This is a genomic window from Pseudobutyrivibrio xylanivorans, from assembly GCF_008935055.1.
GTDB lineage: Bacteria > Bacillota > Clostridia > Lachnospirales > Lachnospiraceae > Pseudobutyrivibrio > Pseudobutyrivibrio xylanivorans_A.
Map to the genome: position 1 here is coordinate 1,500,271 of NZ_CP043028.1, position 13,908 is coordinate 1,514,178.

Here is a 13,908-nt window from a genome sequence, read left to right on the forward strand (position 1 = left end):
AAGCTCATAGAACAAACCTAATGCCTTAGGTCTGCTCTATGAGCTCTATGCAATCATTATTAATAATAAACGCAGTGCTAGAATCTGGTCTGGTCTGGTCTGGTCTGGTCTGGTCTGGTCTGGTCTGACAAGGCTTTCTCATTTCCTTCATAATGTCAACCTCTTTCCCAAAGAAAATCCACCGCGTTACCAGGTCATCGTACCAAAAAATCTTTATCATTCTGTGAACAAATCATTGTAAATAGGGCATTATGTTATTCCATGTGATACAGCCTGATGAAGCCCTAGAATCTTCAATAATTGTTAACATTGAGGTGCAACCTTTCGCAATTAAAAAAGTCTGGCTCACATTAGCCAGACCCTTTGGTTTCTACATATTTTTACAAAATGATATATATCGCGCACATCACAACTAAAAAGAATATGTTTGCCAGAGTAAACACACCAATATACTTCTTTTTATCTGCTCCGTCGATATAGCTATACTGCTTGAAGGAAATCAGGCTGGCCATGGATGCGATAAGTGTTCCAAGACCACCGAGGTTTGTTCCGATTATCAGCTTATCAATCTGATCTGTGAAGCCTGAACAAAGGATTGCCGCAGGCACGTTGCTGATAAACTGGCTGAGGAAGATGGACACACCCACCTCATTAATCTGTAAAAAGCTTCCGATTGCATCTGAAAGCGCTGGAATTCGCTTAATATTTCCAATAAAGATAAATAGGAAAATGAAAGTGAACAGTAATGAGTAATCTGGCTTTCTAAGTACTCTTCTATCGAGAACCAAAGTCAAAGCCGCCACAATCACAAGTCCTATTCTGTAATCAAGCACTCTTGCCACCACGAGAATCGAAATTAAAAACGTAAATACGTACATGGCAATCATTTTCTTGTCACGTGAGCTACGGTCATATTTGTGTTTTTCTGCAAGGGTAACTGGCGCAGGCTTAACAAAAGCGAAGCCACAGGCAACCAAAAGCACAAGCGCCGCAACACTGTATGGGAGCATCAGCTTTATAAAGGCTCCCAGACTCATACCTGCCAGAGAATACAAATACAGATTCTGTGGGTTGCCAAGAGGTGTGAGCATACTTCCAAGGTTTGCAGCTATCGTCTCCAGGACTATCACTATGATATACAAATCTCTTCGATTTGAAATTGAAAGTGTGACAATTGAAAATGGCACAAATGTAAGTAGCGCCACATCATTGGTGATGAACATTGCCGAGAAGAAGCAAAGGAAAATGAGTACCAATACTACTCCACTGATAGAACTCATCTTTGCAACAAGAAGCTCACCTATTTGTCTAAACACCTGAAGGCGCTGAAGACCTGCCATGGTAATCATTAAGGCTAGCAAAATGCTTAGTGTTCTAAAATCTATGTAACCCAGATATTGGCGGTCTGGGTGAACAACAAAGCTTGACCCAACCGCCAATACAAAAGCTACACATAAAACTATCTCATTATTTATAAATCTCTTAATTGAATCCATTATTAATTCCACGCAATAAGAGTCCCTGACACACTCTCAAGCCTTGGTATTACTTTCAGTCACTTTGGAATGTTCCTTTCAGTAACACCAAGAGCTTGATAGCTACAGGGACTTTTTTCCTTCTTAAATATCTTTATAATTCACGCGATTTTTCGATGCAGACGCGCTCTGCTTCGATAACTGCATTTCTGAAACCAAGAGCTTCGAGGGCTGCGACTGCCTCTATTGTAGTGCCACCTGGGGAGCAAACATTATCTTTAAGAACTCCTGGGTGCTCTCCTGTCTCGAGGACCATCTTTGCTGAACCAAGCACTGCCTGAGCAGCGAACTTGTATGCCTGCTTTCTAGGCATTCCCTCTGCCACGGCACCGTCTGCAAGAGCCTCGATAAACATAAATACATAGGCTGGTGAAGAACCGCTGATTCCAACAACAGCATCCTGAAGCTTTTCAGGAACAACATCAGCCTTACCAAATGATTCAAAGAGTTCAACTACGATCTCACAGTCTTCCTCTGATACAAACTTGTTTGGGCTTAGGGCACTCATCGCCTCTCCAACCAATGCTGGAGTGTTTGGCATAACTCTGATAAGCTTCAAATCTTTTCCAAATAACTCAGTCAATCTCTCCAATGACTGGCCGGCTGCAATACTTACAACAACCTTATCCGTGAAATCCATGTCCTTTATTCCACTTATGGCATCTGGTAGATATTGTGGCTTCACCGCAATAATAATAATATCCGCAAAATCAACTACGTCTCTATTGCTGATGCTTGTATTAACTCCAAGCTCTTCAATGAGCTCATCAAGTGTAGCCTGAAAAATATCACTTGCCATTATATCTTGTGCTTCAACTGTGCCAGATGAAATCATTCCACCCATCATCGCACTGCCCATATTACCTGCACCAATAAATCCAATCTTCATGTCGATTTCCTCCAGAAAAAAACAAGCCCTATAACAACATCCTAAGTGTAACATTTTAGATTTATTCTGTACATTTATTTTTCCTTGTTGCTTGGCTGCTGGTAATAAAAGTTGCAATAGTTGCTACCTGTTTCACTTATCAATTTAATAGGTACTAAAAAACTTGATATTTTACTGTCTCATATAAATTCTTATTCTTAGGCAGTAAAAATTTCTAATATTTTACTACCCCTCAGAAAAATCAATCTACTGGTAGTAAAAAAAACCTTATTTTTACTACCTATATTCCAAAGCCTTATTAGGTAGTAAAATCAGCCTATTTTTTACTACCTAATTTCAATTTTTAATTACAGATGATAAAAACCTTTAGATATTTACTTCCTAGAAAAATCATTGTTTTTATAGGTAGTAGAGCAAAAACAAGTAGCAAAATATATAAAATTTCCCTCCAAAAATTGGAATGCAATCATTGGTGCTAATGGTAACACCACATTTGGATTCCAGGGATCAGGTGAAATTGGCGATGTTATTGAATATGTTTTCCAGTAAAATATGACTTCTTGTGGGCTACTTAAGGAAAAAGCCCACAAGAACTTGGCTTTGCCAAGCAATATTTTCTTTCAGAAAATATTGGTCCATGTCCGGTTCTTGATTTTCTGAGGAAAATTAAAAACCTTTAAATAACAATACTAAAAAAGTATCTCCCAAGTTTTTTTGAATCTGGGAGATACTTTTGTTTTTCAATAATATCTTTTACATTCTTGCTCCCCCGCTGGCACTACTTGTAATCAAGCTTTTTATCAGATATAATCCAATAAATATCGTAAATACGAAGCACAAATAGGAGACAAGATGAAATTATTCAGCCAATATAAGGGTTTAAGTAGAGCTAATTACATACTGTTTATAGGTCGAATCGTCACAAATATGGGTGCCATGATTTGGCCTATGCTAACACTTATTCTTAATAAGAAAATTGGGTTCAATGCCACTGAAACTGCGCTTTTTACTATTTTCTCTGGCATTTTATTTTTACCTGCAAATCTTTTGGGTGGACATGTGGCTGACAGGTTCAATAAGAAGCGTGTCATTATTTACTGTGACATTATGTCTATTGTTTTATTTGTCATCAGTGGTTTCCTGCCTCTTTCTATATTCTCTATCTGCGTGCTGTTAGTAGGCGCTTTTTTCCAGACTTTGGAAGGCCCTGCATATCAGGCTCTGGTTGCTGATATTACACCTGCAGAAAAAAGAGAAAAAGCATTTTCTTTATTATATTTAGGAGCCAATATCGGACTTATCCTCTCGCCTACATTAGCTGGATTGCTTTTCAATAATTATCTCTGGCTGTGTTTTATAATCAGTGGTCTATCTATCAGTGTATCAACAGTATTAATTGGACTGTTCGTAAAAGATGAAAAGCTGGAGGAAGCTCCTGTAGAAGATGTTGAAGAATCCGCTGACGATGGCCTAAACATCTGGAATATTATCAGAAATAGCGGCGCATTGATTGCATTTATTATTTCGTTGGCATTCTATCAGGGTGCTTACTCCTAGTTTGGATACCTGATGCCTTTAGACATAGCAAAAGCCTTTCCGGTGAAAGGCTCTGTAATATATGGAACTATCACTAGTGTAAACTGTTTCTTAGTAGTTTTGTTTACACCTATTATCACAATGTTTTTTGAAAAGGTTGATCTAACCAAAAAATTCGCCTTAGGTGTAATCCTTCAGGCTATCAGCTTTGCAGCATTTTTAATGTCCTTCGGTATCATCGGAGGATACTATATTTCTATCGCCCTCTTCACCTTCGGCGAAATCCTCACCACTATCATGATGGGAGCTTTCCTAGCAGAACGTGTACCAGAGAGCCACCGCGGACGTATCTTTGGAGTAACAAACTTCGCCGGTGCTTTTATGCAGGGCATCACACAGTTCTGCAGCGGAAGAATGTTTGACGCCTTCGGCCCTTCATACGCCTGGGCATTCTCCATCGCCATGACTATGGTTGCTGTTATTGCAGCACTGATGCTTGTATACTTAGACAAAAAAGAGTTTAGCCAGCTGTATGTTCAGGCTGACTAAACTCATTATCTTACGTATTCGATTACTGCACTTTTCTATTTCCTGCAAGAACCTCTTTATAGTCCTCCAGGTTCTTTCTAAGAAGCACAGGAATATTCAGCTCATATGGGCAGTGTGTCATGCATTTTCCGCATTCAATACAGTCGTTGATTTTTTCCATTTCTTCCTGCCAGTGTTCACTGAGCCATCCGGCACTAGGCGCTCTTCTAAGCATCAGTATCATTCTGTTACACTGATTAATCTGGATACCAACTGTGCAAGGCATGCAGTAGCCACATCCACGACAGAATTCTCCACTAAGCTCATTCTTCTCATCCACAATAAACTTAGCTATTTCAGCATCATATTCTGGTGTATTATCCATATATGATAGCCATTCATCCAGCTCAGATTCCTTTTGTATTCCCCAGATTGGAACTGCTCCGTCAAACTGGCTGATGAAAGCCATAGCAGCCTTGGAATTTGTAATTAATCCTCCAGCCAAGCCCTTCATCCCAATGAAACCCACATTGTTTTCATTGCAAAGCTTTAGAAGCTCTATTTCTTTATCTGAAGCCAAATAGCTCATAGGATACTGTACTGTTTCATATAAGCCAGACTCAATAAGCTCTTTAGCAACCCCAAGCTTATGTGCGGTTCCTGCAATATGGCGTATCTTTCCCTGGCGCTTAGCCTCTTCCATACACTCATACATTCCAGTTCCATCTCCAGGCTTGTAGCACTGTCCCATCATATGAAACTGATAAATATCAATGTAATCAGTTTTAAGATTTGTAAGGGATGTATCCAAATCCGTTCTGTGGAACCTTAATACCAGTACGTCCTAATGTGACTTCTTTCATAGCAACACCTTATATAGCCTTCATATTGATAAGCTTCTCAAGATATGCGATACGTGCGCAAACTGTGAAGACATCTGCTGCCTGCTCGAGCTCCTCGATTGGTGGAAGTGATGGAGCGAAGCGGATGATTGAATCGTTAGGGTCCATGTGGTATGGGAAAGGAGCGCCTGCTGGTGTAAGAACAACACCTGCCTCCTTTGCCAAATCTACGATACGAGTAGCTGTGCCCTTTGGTGCCTCGAAGGTGATGAAGTATCCACCCTTTGGTGAAATCCATCTACCGCATTCTGGCTCTGTTAAATCTCTCTCCATTGTCTTGATAACGAGCTCAAACTTAGGGCGAAGGATCTTAGCGTGTCTTTCCATATGCTTTTCAACAGATTCAACATCTGCAAAATATCTTGCATGGCGAAGCATATTAATCTTGTCAAAGCCGATTGTCTGAACTGTAAGTGTCTTCTTAAGCTCCTCGCGGTTGTTGTGATTGCAAGCGATAGCAGCGATTCCACCACCTGCGAAAGTAATCTTTGATGTAGAAGCAAACTCAAATACTAAGTCTGGATTGTCTGCCTCTTCACACTCGTGAAGAATATTTAAAATCTTCTTCTTTTCCTTGTATAGATGGTGTACCGCATATGCATTATCCCAGAATACTCTGAAGTCCTTAGCTGCTGGCTTAAGGTTTGCCATACGGCGAACAACCTCATCAGAATATACAATACCCTGTGGATTAGAATACTTAGGTACACACCAGATACCCTTGATGCTGTCATCAGCAGCTACAAGGCCTTCTACAACATCCATATCTGGGCCGTCCTCATTCATAGGGACATTTATCATATCAAAACCAAAGTGCTGTGTAATAGCGAAATGTCTGTCATAACCTGGAACTGGGCAAAGCCATCTAACTCGCTCAAGCTTGCACCAAGGTGTGCATCCACCGAAACCAAACATATAACCACGAGCAACTGCATCAAACATAAGATTAAGCGATGAGTTTCCTCCAACGATAACCTGTTCTGGCTGGCAATCCATAATCTCTGCCATAAGATGCTGAGCTTCAACGATGCCCTCAAGCTGTCCGTAATTTCTAGTCTCTACTCCGTTCATGCACTTCATAAGTGACTTTCCATCGAGAATATCAAAAAGAGGCATAGAAAGATTAAGCTGCTCAACTGATGGCTTACCTCTGCTCATATCAAGCTTAAGCCCTCTTCGCTGCCAATCTTTATACTGGCTAAACAGCTGCTCCTTCTCTGCTTCTAGTTCCTGTAATGACATTTCGCTGTACTTTTTCATTGCATGGTCCTTCCTTTGTTACTTAATTTATTTATCATTTCGTACCTTATCAAGATACTCATTGATTGTCTGTTCATATCCCAGATTTCCCGGGCGATAGAAATCACCGATTTCCAAACCTTCAGGTAAGTATCGTTGGTGTGAAAAATGATTTGGAAAATCGTGTGCATATTCGTAGCCAATGCCGTGTCCAAGCTTGCCCGCTGATTTGTAGTGGGCATCCTGGAGGTGAGTAGGTATTGGTCGCGTGGTATTGTTTCTCACCTCAGCCAAAGCCAAGTCGATAGCTCCGTAGGCTGAATTTGACTTTGGTGCGCAGGCTACATAGGTGGCAGCATGTGAAAGAATAATCCGCGACTCAGGCATTCCTATTCGCTCAACAGCAAGGAATGCATTTGTTGCTACTACCAGTGCCATCGGATCTGCATTACCAACATCCTCAGATGCACAGATGCAAATTCGTCTGGCAATAAACTTCGGGTCCTCCCCTGCATAAAGCATTCGCGCCAAATAATAAACTGCCGCATCTGGGTCAGAACCTCTCATACTCTTAATGAAAGCAGAAATTGTATCATAATGATTATCGCCATCCTTGTCGTATTTGATAACACGACGCTGGATACATTCACTAGCCACATCTATTGTAATATGAATTTTTCCATCTTCAGCTCTGTCTGTTGTGAGCACACCAAGCTCGATAGCTGTAAGAGCACTTCTGGCATCTCCATTTGCAATATCTGCAAGGAATTCAAGAGCATCATCATCGATGACGGCGTTATAACTACCAAGTCCCTTCTCAGTATCGGTGATTGCTCGCATAATCAAAGTTTTTATATCTGAAGCATCAAGTGGCTTCAGCTCAAAAATAATAGACCTTGAAAGAAGAGCTCCGTTAACCTCGAAATAAGGGTTTTCTGTGGTGGCACCGATTAGAATGATGGTGCCATCTTCAACAAATGGAAGCAGGTAATCCTGCTGTCCCTTGTTGAATCTATGAATCTCATCTATAAACAGGATTGTCTTTTTGCCGTAAGCCCCGAGCGTTTGCTTAGCGGCCTCGACAACCGCTTCCATGTCCTTCTTACCAGATGTCGTTGCGTTTATAGATGTAAATTCCGCTGCTGTGGTATGGGCGATAACCTGTGCAAGAGTGGTCTTGCCTGTGCCAGGAGGCCCATAAAAAATAATGGAAGAAAGCTTGTCTGCCTTGATAGCACGATAAAGAAGCTTATCCTTGCCAATGATATGCTGCTGACCAACCACCTCATCAAGTGTGGTAGGACGCAGGCGAGCTGCAAGAGGCGACTCCTTTTTCTTGGCTTCCTGCCTCATGTAATCAAATAAATCCATGCTTTACCTCGCTAAAGTGATTACCTCTGATACTATACTACACATTATCCGCTATTACAACTAAAAATTTGCGTATGGCGGACATTTGTCCGTATCAGAAAAAATATTACTAATCTCCAGCCTCTTAATTAGGCGAATAGTAGGAAACTTTCATAATGCCTTCCAGCTTACTAAGGCTTTCAACAGTTTCATGAGAAATCTCGTCATCACACTCAATCACCATGACAGCCTCGCCACCACGATTCTTTCGGTAAAGCTGCATTGTGGCAATATTAATTCCCTGCTTTCCAAGGACACTTGTCACCTCTGTAATATAGCCGGGCTGATCCACGTTATGAACGATAAGGGTAGGACATTCTCCGGAAAAGCTGACCGTCACTCCGTCCAGACCGCACACCTCAATTCGACCACCGCCTAGAGATGCAGCAACCACTTCTACCTGATTTCCGCTAACCCCATGCATAACCACCTTTGCGGTATTTGGATGGGCATCGCCTAAATCCACATTGGAAATGGTAAATTTCAGCCCCTCTTCCTCAGCAATTTCAAAGCTGTTAGGAATGCGTATGTCATCACATGGCATGCCAATAAGTCCTGCCACCAACGCCTTGTCAGTACCATGGCCCTTACCTGTTTTCGCGAAGGAACCATGCAGAAAAATATCTACACTTTGAATTTTTTCTCCCATTAGCTTGGAAGATACATTGCCAATTTTGACAGCTCCTGCTGTATGAGAGCTGGATGGTCCAACCATAACCGGACCGATAATATCGAAAATGTTCATAATTAGATAGACTCTTTTATCCTTTCACCAGTTGGTGTCGCTGCAACTCCACCATTGCCAGTTTCTTTAATATCTAGGTTCATATTTTTGCCAATAGAACTCATAGCATCGAAAACTTCGTCTGCAGGGATGCGGCTTTCAATTCCAGCCATAGTAAGCTCCGCTGATGTAACTGCATTCATGGCGCCACATACGTTTCGCTTAACACACGGAACCTCTACAAGTCCTGCCACTGGGTCGCATGCCAAGCCAAGAAGATTCTTAAGGGCAAGTGCGGCTGCATTTGCAGACTGTGTTCCACTGCCGCCCTGTAAATAAACCAAGCCTGCCGCTGCCATGGAGCTGGCTGAACCAATCTCTGCCTGACAGCCTCCTTCTGCACCAGCCAGGGATGCACGCTTTGCAATAACTGCACCGACTCCTGCCGCCACAAAAAGTGCCTCTGTCATCTTGTCATCAGATAGTCCCAGCTTCTCCTGAGTTGCAATGAAAACTGCTGGAACCACACCACAGGAACCAGCTGTTGGTGCTGCAACAATTCGCTTCATGCAGGCATTTCCCTCAGCAACGCGAAGGGCAAGCTCCATAACTCTGCCTGTAAACTCGCCTACAAGTGGCTTTCCATTATCCAAATACTGGCGAAGCATTCCTGCCTCGCCACCTACAAGCCCACTGTTACTTCGTATATGCGAATCATAATTCAGAGCTGATTCCTTCATGGCAATGTACATTTTCTTCATTGTCTCAAAGGATTCTTCCTCAGATACCGCCCTTTCACGGCAATCATCCTCCTGAACTATTTTCCAGAAAGGTTTGCCTGTATTAATTTCCTTCTCGCATATTTCTTCTATTGATTCAAACATAAATAACCTCTATTACTTTGTGCTACGCTTAATCGCTTCGCATATTACATGGTTCGCTATGGTGCCAACCACATCCGTGTTCGCCTCCACAGCTCCAAGTGACATAGCATAAATGCTGTCTCCATCCATTGAAGTGTGGATTGGACGAATACATCTAGCATAACCGTCATGCCCCATTCCTGCAACCTTACACAGCTTAGTTTTATCAAGTTTTGCGTTTGTAAGGATGATACCGATAGTGGTATTTGCTGCCATACCTGTTGGTGCATTTGCATACATGCCGAGCATCAACTCCTCACAGGAAAGCTCATTAGGTGCAGTGCCCTGCTCGTTCATGACTCCCGCAATTCGCGCGCCAGTCTGATAATCATAAATATCGCCAAGGGCATTTGTGCAAACAATAGCACCAACCTTCAAATCCCCAAGCTGTACCGCATAGCTTCCAATTCCAGTTTTGGTACATCTGTCTGGTCCAAGGACCTTACCAACTGTAGCCCCACAGCCACAGCCATGATTTCCATCCTGATAATTACCATGCTCTCCTTCAAATGCTTTTGAAGCTGCCTCATAGCCCATCTTCTTATCAGGATATACATCACTGCTGCCATACATCAAATCAAAAATATCTGACTGGCAAACAAGAGGAACGCGAACAGGTCCAACAGGAAATCCTATCTCATGCTCTGCTAAGCACTGCATTACACCACCTGCCGCATCAAGGCCAAATGCTGAGCCACCGCCAAGTACCACAGCGTGAACTACCTCAGCTGCTGCAAGTGGGTCCATCAGCCCGGACTCACGGCTGGCAGGCCCGCCGCCTCTGATATCAAGCCCTGTAGGTGCCCCCTCAGGTGCCACAATAACTGTTACTCCAGTCTTGGCATCCTCGTTTTCAACTTGACCGATTCTAACATTTCCAATATCGCATATACGTATCTCTTTTAGTAAAGTCTTGTCCATCCTATTTCTCCTCATAAAAAAAGAAAAAGCTTCTTAATATATTCATGATTTAATCTTAACTAATCAATCATCCTATATCAAGAAGCCTTTCTATATTATTTATTGCTATTATTTATTGCTCGCCCAGCTTACCATGCTTTTCATAATTTGTAATTCGGGCTGCCTTGTTCTCATCATCCACAAAAACAACCTTTGGCTTATGGTCCTTAGCCTGCTCAGCTGGAATACTGCAATAGCACATGATAATCACGTGGTCGTTTACAGACACACATCTTGCAGCTGCTCCATTCAGACAAATCACACCAGAGCCACGCTCACCGGCTATTGTGTAGGTCTCAAAACGATTACCATTCTCCACATCCACAATCTGCACCATCTCATACTCTAAGATGCCTGCTGCATCAAGAAGGTCCTCGTCGATTGTGATGCTTCCCACATAGTCAAGCTCTGCCTGTGTCACTGTTGCTCTGTGTATTTTGCCCTTAAGCATTGTTAAATTCATTTCTTTCTTCCTTTCAATATTATAACGGGAAAGCACAGCCATTTATGATTGCCTAAAGGCAATGGGGCTGTGCAGTGGCAGACTAATTTATTTCGGTAAACCTCATAAATTAGCCTGCTTATTACTCAACCACGAAGTTGTCAATCAATCTCACCTTTTCACCAAAATAAACAGCCACTGCTGTAAGAATTGGTCCATCGATTTCATCAACCTTCTGAAGCTCGTTCCAATCAACAACTTCCACATAATCAACCCTTGCAAGAGGCTCAGACTCGATAATATCTGTCACTGCTTTCTTTACCACAGTAGCATCCTTCTCGCCTGCACGAACCATCTCCTCACCTTTTGTGAGAGCCTGATGGATGATAAGTGCCTTCTCGCGTTCTTCCTCTGTAAGATAAGTGTTGCGTGAACTTTTTGCCAAGCCGCTCTCCTCACGGATGATTGGACAACCAATGATTTCAATATTGAAGTTAAGATCGCGAACCATACGCTTTACAATGGCAAGCTGCTGAGCATCCTTCTGACCGAAGTATGCCTTGTCAGCCTCAGTAATGTTGAAAAGTTTTGAAACTACTGTACACACACCGTTGAAGTGGATAGGGCGGCTCTTTCCGCAAAGCTCTGTTGATAAAGTATCAACACCTACGTATGAATGGAAACCTTCCAAATACATTTCCTCTGGCTCTGGGTGGAAAATCAAATCAGCACCAAGACCTTCACATAATTCACAATCAGCTTCAAAGTCCCTAGGATATGTAGCTAAATCTTCCTTTGGTCCAAACTGTATCGGATTTACGAAATCAGAAACTATAACCTTGTCACACTCCCCACGCGCACGTTTAATGAGGCTGGCGTGCCCCTCATGTAAATAACCCATTGTTGGAACAAGGCCGATTGTAAGGCCAGCCTTTTTCCACTCTCTTACGTTTTCCTTTACCTCTTTGATTGTTGTTGCAATTACCATCTTTGTTCTCCTTTAAAAGTCATTATGCCATGACCTTTGCATCATCTATTGTTACCTTAAATTCAGTTGCATTTGCAGCTTCTCTGACAGCCTCCATTACCTCTGAATCGATTTTAAAATTATGCTCCTCTGCTGGGAAAGCCTTTGACTTAACCTCTGCATCGTACTCCTTGAAGGCACGCTTCATCTCCTCACCAATATTTGCAAAATGCTTTACAAACTTTGGCTTGAAGCCTGAGAACATTCCAAGCATATCCTGATATACCAGAACCTGTCCGTCGCAACCATTTCCTGCGCCAATGCCGATAGTAGGAATTGAAAGCTCCTGTGAAATAAGGGTTGCAAGCTCCTCTGGTACGCACTCAAGAGTAACCATAAATGCACCTGCTTCCTCAACTGCCTTTGCATCCTCAAGAATCTGAAGTGCACGCTCAATGTTCTTTCCCTGAACCTTGAAGCCTCCGAAAGCATTAATAGACTGAGGTGTAAGACCAATATGTGCCACAACTGGAATATCCGCATTTACGATAGCACGAATCTGCTCGCAAACTGATGCGCCACCCTCTAATTTAACTGCCTGTGCATGACCTTCCTTAATAAGACGTCCTGCATTTTTTACTGCATCGTAAACTGATGTCTGATAAGACATGAATGGCATATCTGCCACAAGAAATGTGTCCTTAAGTCCACGTGAAACTGATGCACAATGATGAATAATATCATCAACTGTAACTGGAAGAGTATCGCTGTATCCCATCATTGTCATTCCAAGGGAATCACCGATAAGAATGGCATTGATACCAGCCTCCTCCATAAGACATGCTGTTGAGTAATCGTAGCATGTAAGCATGCTGATTTTCTCTCCGTCTCTCTTCATCTGCTGAAGAGTTGTAACTGTGTTTTTCATTATTCTCCTGTCCTCCTAATTATTTAGTAGAAGCTCCAATTCGCTATATTCACATTCAGGGTGCTTTTCCTTGGCGATATCCACAGTTTTTCTGGATAACACCTTGTAAATCTCCATGTCGATTCCATCAAATGTCTGCAAATGTTTTTCTACTGTCCCAACATCGTTTCGCTCGATTGGGCCAGTCAGTGCATCAGTGGTTCCCACCGATAGCACCTTATTCACGTTGCCAAGCAATAATGGAGCTATTGCCTCCCTTGCCTGCTCCTTGGAAAATCCGCATATACGAAGTTCATCTTCTGCTGCTTTCACAAGGGCAACCACAAGATTTGAGCACAGAACTGCTGCACCGTGGTAACGTGTTTTCACATCTCCATCGATGATGGCATATTTTAAATTACTGCCATCTAACAAACTTTTAATATTGTCGATGTGATCTGCATTTCCTTCGATTGTAAATAATGCTTTTGGAAGCTCCTGGTATGAATGGTATCTGTCTGATACCGCCAGTAATGGATGGACCGAGAAACCGTATGCGCCAGTTTCTTCAATATCCCTAAAGATTTCCGAAGATAAAGAACCGCTGCAATGACATATCATTTTTCCAGCAATAGACATATGTTTAAGCTGCGACCATACAGACGCAATTGCATCGTCAGGCACAGTAATAAACACCGTATCACTTTCTTCAATTAATGTCTCTAAATTTTGAAAATGTTTCGATTTGGTAAAATCCGCTGCTTCTTCTGCGGAATTAGAAGTGCGGCTGTAAAAGCCAACAAGATTATGCTGGGTAGTGGCAAAGAGCATTCCAAGGGAACAGCCAACTTTTCCAGCGCCTACAAATCCAACCTTCATGGGCAACACCTCCTTAAATATCAGGGGTGATACAGTCTCGTTCAAAATGATACGAGCATGCCACAGT

The 13,908-nt window shown here is 42.3% G+C and carries 15 protein-coding genes; 2 read left to right on the top strand and 13 right to left on the bottom strand.

Going from position 1 to position 13,908, the window contains the following annotated elements:
- Positions 1-25: 25 nt before the first annotated feature.
- From FXF36_RS16730 to proC, 3 genes are all read right to left on the bottom strand, one after another.
- Positions 26-151: a hypothetical protein gene (locus tag FXF36_RS16730; protein WP_263008657.1), complete on the bottom strand. Its 126-nt coding sequence runs from the start codon at positions 149-151 to the stop codon at positions 26-28.
- A 229-nt stretch (positions 152-380) separates the two neighbouring features.
- Positions 381-1,496, bottom strand: coding sequence for an SLC13 family permease (locus FXF36_RS06830; protein ID WP_151623068.1), 1,116 nt, complete (start codon positions 1,494-1,496; stop codon positions 381-383).
- Between the two features lie 133 nt (positions 1,497-1,629).
- Positions 1,630-2,424 (bottom strand): pyrroline-5-carboxylate reductase, encoded by a 795-nt coding sequence (proC, locus tag FXF36_RS06835; protein WP_151623069.1) that lies wholly within the window; start codon positions 2,422-2,424, stop codon positions 1,630-1,632.
- An 852-nt stretch (positions 2,425-3,276) separates the two neighbouring features.
- Here proC and FXF36_RS06840 point away from each other — a divergent pair.
- Together FXF36_RS06840 and FXF36_RS06845 are read left to right on the top strand one after the other, a co-directional pair.
- Positions 3,277-3,981: an MFS transporter gene (locus tag FXF36_RS06840; protein WP_151623070.1), complete on the top strand. Its 705-nt coding sequence runs from the start codon at positions 3,277-3,279 to the stop codon at positions 3,979-3,981.
- A 12-nt stretch (positions 3,982-3,993) separates the two neighbouring features.
- Positions 3,994-4,509: an MFS transporter gene (locus FXF36_RS06845; protein ID WP_151623071.1), complete on the top strand. Its 516-nt coding sequence runs from the start codon at positions 3,994-3,996 to the stop codon at positions 4,507-4,509.
- Between the two features lie 22 nt (positions 4,510-4,531).
- Here FXF36_RS06845 and FXF36_RS06850 read toward each other — a convergent pair whose 3' ends face one another.
- The 10 genes from FXF36_RS06850 to FXF36_RS06895 all read right to left on the bottom strand — a co-directional run bounded on the left by FXF36_RS06850 (position 4,532) and on the right by FXF36_RS06895 (position 13,841).
- Complete coding sequence (locus FXF36_RS06850) at positions 4,532-5,299, bottom strand: aldo/keto reductase (RefSeq protein ID WP_243143593.1); 768 nt, start codon at positions 5,297-5,299, stop codon at positions 4,532-4,534.
- A gap of 61 nt (positions 5,300-5,360) precedes the next feature.
- A complete protein-coding gene (locus FXF36_RS06855; protein WP_151623072.1) occupies positions 5,361-6,650 on the bottom strand; it encodes an aspartate aminotransferase type Ic in 1,290 nt (429 codons plus the stop codon).
- Between the two features lie 27 nt (positions 6,651-6,677).
- On the bottom strand, positions 6,678-8,000 hold the full coding sequence (locus tag FXF36_RS06860; protein ID WP_151623073.1) for a replication-associated recombination protein A: 1,323 nt from the start codon (positions 7,998-8,000) through the stop codon (positions 6,678-6,680).
- 124 nt (positions 8,001-8,124) lie between these two features.
- The gene (gene sdaAB / locus FXF36_RS06865; RefSeq protein ID WP_151623074.1) at positions 8,125-8,784 is read right to left on the bottom strand and encodes an L-serine ammonia-lyase, iron-sulfur-dependent subunit beta; all 660 of its coding nucleotides are present in this window, start codon (positions 8,782-8,784) and stop codon (positions 8,125-8,127) included.
- A 2-nt stretch (positions 8,785-8,786) separates the two neighbouring features.
- Positions 8,787-9,647: an L-serine ammonia-lyase, iron-sulfur-dependent, subunit alpha gene (sdaAA, locus tag FXF36_RS06870; RefSeq protein ID WP_151623075.1), complete on the bottom strand. Its 861-nt coding sequence runs from the start codon at positions 9,645-9,647 to the stop codon at positions 8,787-8,789.
- A 12-nt stretch (positions 9,648-9,659) separates the two neighbouring features.
- Positions 9,660-10,607 (bottom strand): P1 family peptidase, encoded by a 948-nt coding sequence (locus FXF36_RS06875; RefSeq protein ID WP_151623076.1) that lies wholly within the window; start codon positions 10,605-10,607, stop codon positions 9,660-9,662.
- A gap of 112 nt (positions 10,608-10,719) precedes the next feature.
- Positions 10,720-11,109: an aspartate 1-decarboxylase gene (gene panD, locus FXF36_RS06880; protein WP_151623077.1), complete on the bottom strand. Its 390-nt coding sequence runs from the start codon at positions 11,107-11,109 to the stop codon at positions 10,720-10,722.
- A gap of 121 nt (positions 11,110-11,230) precedes the next feature.
- Complete coding sequence (gene panC, locus FXF36_RS06885; RefSeq protein WP_151623078.1) at positions 11,231-12,076, bottom strand: pantoate--beta-alanine ligase; 846 nt, start codon at positions 12,074-12,076, stop codon at positions 11,231-11,233.
- Positions 12,077-12,098: 22 nt separating this feature from the next.
- Complete coding sequence (panB, locus tag FXF36_RS06890) at positions 12,099-12,983, bottom strand: 3-methyl-2-oxobutanoate hydroxymethyltransferase (RefSeq protein WP_151623079.1); 885 nt, start codon at positions 12,981-12,983, stop codon at positions 12,099-12,101.
- Between the two features lie 15 nt (positions 12,984-12,998).
- Positions 12,999-13,841, bottom strand: coding sequence for a Rossmann-like and DUF2520 domain-containing protein (locus tag FXF36_RS06895; RefSeq protein ID WP_151623080.1), 843 nt, complete (start codon positions 13,839-13,841; stop codon positions 12,999-13,001).
- Positions 13,842-13,908: the final 67 nt, after the last annotated feature.

Coding starts and splice junctions, on each gene's coding strand:
- FXF36_RS06845 (WP_151623071.1), top strand. CDS start 3,994: ATGCCTTTAGACATAGCAAAAGCCTTTCCGGTGAAAGGCTCTGTAATA.
- FXF36_RS06875 (WP_151623076.1), bottom strand. CDS start 10,607: ATGGACAAGACTTTACTAAAAGAGATACGTATATGCGATATTGGAAAT.
- panB (WP_151623079.1), bottom strand. CDS start 12,983: ATGAAAAACACAGTTACAACTCTTCAGCAGATGAAGAGAGACGGAGAG.
- FXF36_RS06855 (WP_151623072.1), bottom strand. CDS start 6,650: ATGAAAAAGTACAGCGAAATGTCATTACAGGAACTAGAAGCAGAGAAG.
- panD (WP_151623077.1), bottom strand. CDS start 11,109: ATGAATTTAACAATGCTTAAGGGCAAAATACACAGAGCAACAGTGACA.
- FXF36_RS06840 (WP_151623070.1), top strand. CDS start 3,277: ATGAAATTATTCAGCCAATATAAGGGTTTAAGTAGAGCTAATTACATA.
- panC (WP_151623078.1), bottom strand. CDS start 12,076: ATGGTAATTGCAACAACAATCAAAGAGGTAAAGGAAAACGTAAGAGAG.
- FXF36_RS16730 (WP_263008657.1), bottom strand. CDS start 151: ATGAAGGAAATGAGAAAGCCTTGTCAGACCAGACCAGACCAGACCAGA.
- sdaAA (WP_151623075.1), bottom strand. CDS start 9,647: ATGTTTGAATCAATAGAAGAAATATGCGAGAAGGAAATTAATACAGGC.
- FXF36_RS06860 (WP_151623073.1), bottom strand. CDS start 8,000: ATGGATTTATTTGATTACATGAGGCAGGAAGCCAAGAAAAAGGAGTCG.
- proC (WP_151623069.1), bottom strand. CDS start 2,424: ATGAAGATTGGATTTATTGGTGCAGGTAATATGGGCAGTGCGATGATG.
- FXF36_RS06830 (WP_151623068.1), bottom strand. CDS start 1,496: ATGGATTCAATTAAGAGATTTATAAATAATGAGATAGTTTTATGTGTA.
- FXF36_RS06895 (WP_151623080.1), bottom strand. CDS start 13,841: ATGAAGGTTGGATTTGTAGGCGCTGGAAAAGTTGGCTGTTCCCTTGGA.
- sdaAB (WP_151623074.1), bottom strand. CDS start 8,784: ATGAACATTTTCGATATTATCGGTCCGGTTATGGTTGGACCATCCAGC.